Source organism: Microcystis sp. LSC13-02 (assembly GCA_002282935.1).
In the GTDB taxonomy this organism is placed as follows: domain Bacteria; phylum Cyanobacteriota; class Cyanobacteriia; order Cyanobacteriales; family Microcystaceae; genus Microcystis.
Genome location: MTBT01000164.1, coordinates 10,698 through 13,851 on the forward strand (window position 1 = coordinate 10,698; position 3,154 = coordinate 13,851).

Below are 3,154 nucleotides of genomic sequence, written 5' to 3' on the forward strand. Positions count from 1 at the left end.
AAGGGCAACAAAGCCTGAAACTCCTGACTCCTGACTCCTGACTCCTGACTCCTACCACCACCGAAAAACTTTTTCAGCAGACCCTATTTATATCGTCATCAGAAAATATAGCAGTTAGCCGTCTATTGGATATTTTAGTACAAATGCTCGGAATTCTTCTCCGCAGCTCCCTGTTCTGGTGTAGTGTTAACGAGTAATTGACCGCTTTTCTCCTAAAGATGAAGTGTAACCTAATTTTGATATCGACGGCCGGCGACCGACTACCCAAAACGAAAACTTCCTACCTCACCATTAGGATAACTGCTATGTATGAATAATGTTATTGACCATGATCGTTTATTTAAGGAATTAATTTCGACTTTTTTTGTTGAATTTATTCAGTTGTTTTTTCCTGAGATTATCAATTATTTAGAGCCTAATCAGATCACATTTTTAGACAAAGAAGTCTTTACCGATGTCACGGAAGGAGAAAAGTATGAAAGTGATTTAGTCGCCCAAGTTCAATTTCGAGGACAATCATCATTTTTCTTAATTCATCTAGAAGCACAGTCTAGCTCTCAACCGGAATTTAATCGGCGAATGTTTACTTATTTCGCTCGTCTGCATCAAAAATTTGCCTTACCAGTTTATCCGATTGTCATATTCTCCTATGATCGTCCGCAAAAAGAAGCAATTCGTCAATACAAAATTGAGTTTCCTGACTTAAAAGTGTTAGAATTTAACTATCAAGTTGTCCAGTTAAATCGCTTGAATTGGCGAGATTTTCTCAATCAAGATAATCCCGTCGCCGCCGCTTTGATGGCCAAGATGAAAATTGCCGCTCGGGATAGAGCAAAAGTTAAGGCACAATGTCTAAGATTATTGGTGACATTAAGATTAGATGCTGCTAGAATGCAATTGATTTCAGGCTTTGTCGATACCTATCTCAATCTCAACTCGTCCGAGGAGATAGAATTTCAACAGGAGATTAGCACATTTATTCAACCCGAACAGGAGGGAGTTATGCAGATTACCACCAGTTGGATGCGCCGCGGTTTAGAACAGGGTTTAGAACAGGGTTTAGAACAGGGTTTAGAACGGGGTTTAGAACGGGGTTTAGCAAGAGAAAGAAATCTAATTGTTCGTCTGATTAAACGTAAGTTAGGAGATATTGATGTGGATATAGAGAGTCGGATTATGACCTTGAATATTGATGATCTGGAACGAGCGGGGGAAGCTTTATTTGATTTTTCGACAGTGGAGGATTTAACTAATTGGTTAAATGCTTTAGATGCTTAGTATTTTTCTCTTAAACTTCACAGAAGGCTGGGTATGGGTATGAGTATAAGCTTTGAAAATGCTATCCAACAAACTCAAGATTTACTAAGTCAAATTGAGTTTTTAGATGCCAAGACAATCACTCAGAAATTTACTGAGTTAGTCTCAACAGAAAATGGAGCTAGAGGTTTTTTTGTTACTTACTTAACCAGCGATTTATCCCATAGGGAATATCCTAGTTTAGAAGTAATCACTGCTTTAAAAACTTCCCCGATATTTGTCAATGAATTATTAGTCAAAAATCTGGCTATGTCCACGGCAATGGTCATCTATCATCGCAGTCAAGGAGATAAAGAAAACGCCCAAGGTTCTGAGAAAGTCCAAGAAAAAACTGGTCAACTAATTAAGCAGTTATTATCGCCAGCCTTGGGGGAAAAATTACAACAATTAGCCACCAGTTTAAACACGGGACAAGGAGAATATCAAGCCTTTCTAGAGCGCTGGGGATATGACAATTACCAACGTCAAGCGATCGCAGAAATTATTCAACCTTTTCTTCAGTAACTAGCGAATTTCGGGCCAAAGCTTTGGCCCGAAATAGGGAGCGATCGGTTCGAGCAATTAACTCTTTTACCTCTTGTTTGCTGCTAAAATGGCTTATTTAAGCAAATCCCCAGCAAAGGCGTTAGCCTAGGGGGGTTTTGGCATAGCCGCAACAAAATCAAGGCATTTAACCACTGTACCAGTATTTCTTAGTCAACTTCTAGGAGCTAAAACCCCAAGCCGATGATGGGATTTGAACCCACGACCAATTGATTACGAATCAACTACTCTACCACTGAGCTACATCGGCACATTGCCAATTTCCGATTATATCACGGACAATAGATACAGAGCTAGAAAAATTTTTTTATGAGCAAATCCCCTCGACTCGATCCCCAAAAATACGCGCGCTTGAAAGCGGAAGCAGCCAATCCCTACCGAGGGCTGCGGCAGTTTCTCTATCTCGGTTTAGGTGCTTCTGGTTTTATCGGTGCGGTGGTTTTTCTGGCCCAATTAGCGGCAGCAAGGGACGTAGCCACCGCTTTACCCAATTTTGCCCTACAAACTGGTGTGGTGGCCCTGATGATTTGGTTATTTCGTCGGGAAAAAAAAGCTCAGGGTTGAGGGAGTAGCGACTGATAGCCAAAACGGTCTCTTTCCCCGGAGAATAAAAGTTAACATTAACTCCAGTCTTTTCGTGTTATGATGAGGGGGAGAGTCAAGATTAGTGTTCAAGTTCGTTTTCAGTATTAATCCGGTAAGTCTTTTACTTTAGTATTGTTCGGCTTCTCCCTGAATTTTGTGTCTCCACACCGTTTCGAGTATTGATCGAGGATTCAAGTATTATGTCTATTTTTGTTGGTAATCTCTCTTACGAGATTTCCCAAGAGGATCTAAACGACGTTTTTGCAGAGTATGGCAAGGTTCAAAGGGTTCATATTCCCGTTGACAAAGAGACAGGCCGCAAACGCGGTTTCGCCTTCGTGGAAATGGAAAGTAAAGCCCAGGAAACCGCCGCAATTGAGGCACTGGATGGTGCTGACTGGATGGGACGATCAATTAAAGTTAACCAGGCGCGCGATCGGGAAGAGCGTGCGCCCTTCAATGGTGGTGGTGGTGACAGAAAAAAACGCTATTAAGCTTTTTTTTGTGAATAATTGTGGGAGGGTGGACAGCGTTCACCCTTTTTTGTCGGCAATTGCGATCGCAGATCCGCTCAAAACCAATAGAAATCTAAATGTCTGAGTCTCTCCAAAAGGTAACAATTGACATACTCCCACCGTCAAGCTACGCTGTGACGGGGGATTCTTGACCCATCGCTGTTAGAAATTCCTTGTTCAACGAGACAGCTTAG

General features: G+C 41.6%; 4 protein-coding genes, 1 tRNA gene and 1 pseudogene. 4 read left to right on the plus strand and 2 right to left on the minus strand.

The genetic code is table 11. The annotated features are described in order from the left end of the window. Positions 1-309: 309 nt before the first annotated feature. Both BGL89_RS09920 and BGL89_RS09925 read left to right on the plus strand, forming a co-directional pair. A complete protein-coding gene (locus tag BGL89_RS09920; RefSeq protein ID WP_286825578.1) occupies positions 310-1,278 on the plus strand; it encodes a DUF4351 domain-containing protein in 969 nt (322 codons plus the stop codon). 39 nt (positions 1,279-1,317) lie between these two features. Continuing rightward, positions 1,318-1,821: a sll1618 family protein gene (locus BGL89_RS09925; protein WP_286825579.1), complete on the plus strand. Its 504-nt coding sequence runs from the start codon at positions 1,318-1,320 to the stop codon at positions 1,819-1,821. A gap of 217 nt (positions 1,822-2,038) precedes the next feature. Here the strand turns inward: BGL89_RS09925 and BGL89_RS09930 are convergent. Further along, a tRNA-Thr gene (locus BGL89_RS09930) sits at positions 2,039-2,110 on the minus strand. Positions 2,111-2,169: 59 nt separating this feature from the next. Here BGL89_RS09930 and BGL89_RS09935 point away from each other — a divergent pair. Then, positions 2,170-2,424: a DUF3493 domain-containing protein gene (locus BGL89_RS09935; RefSeq protein ID WP_286825580.1), complete on the plus strand. Its 255-nt coding sequence runs from the start codon at positions 2,170-2,172 to the stop codon at positions 2,422-2,424. Between the two features lie 221 nt (positions 2,425-2,645). Beyond that, positions 2,646-2,939: an RNA-binding regulator gene (rbp, locus tag BGL89_RS09940; RefSeq protein ID WP_286825581.1), complete on the plus strand. Its 294-nt coding sequence runs from the start codon at positions 2,646-2,648 to the stop codon at positions 2,937-2,939. Positions 2,940-3,082: 143 nt separating this feature from the next. Here rbp and BGL89_RS09945 read toward each other — a convergent pair. After that, positions 3,083-3,154, minus strand: a pseudogene (locus tag BGL89_RS09945) (zinc ribbon domain-containing protein); the annotation flags it as partial.

Excerpts from the sequence above, each read along its gene's own strand:
- BGL89_RS09920 (WP_286825578.1), top strand. The coding sequence starts at position 310 with ATGAATAATGTTATTGACCATGATCGTTTATTTAAGGAATTAATTTCG.
- BGL89_RS09925 (WP_286825579.1), top strand. The coding sequence starts at position 1,318 with ATGAGTATAAGCTTTGAAAATGCTATCCAACAAACTCAAGATTTACTA.
- BGL89_RS09935 (WP_286825580.1), top strand. The coding sequence starts at position 2,170 with ATGAGCAAATCCCCTCGACTCGATCCCCAAAAATACGCGCGCTTGAAA.
- rbp (WP_286825581.1), top strand. The coding sequence starts at position 2,646 with ATGTCTATTTTTGTTGGTAATCTCTCTTACGAGATTTCCCAAGAGGAT.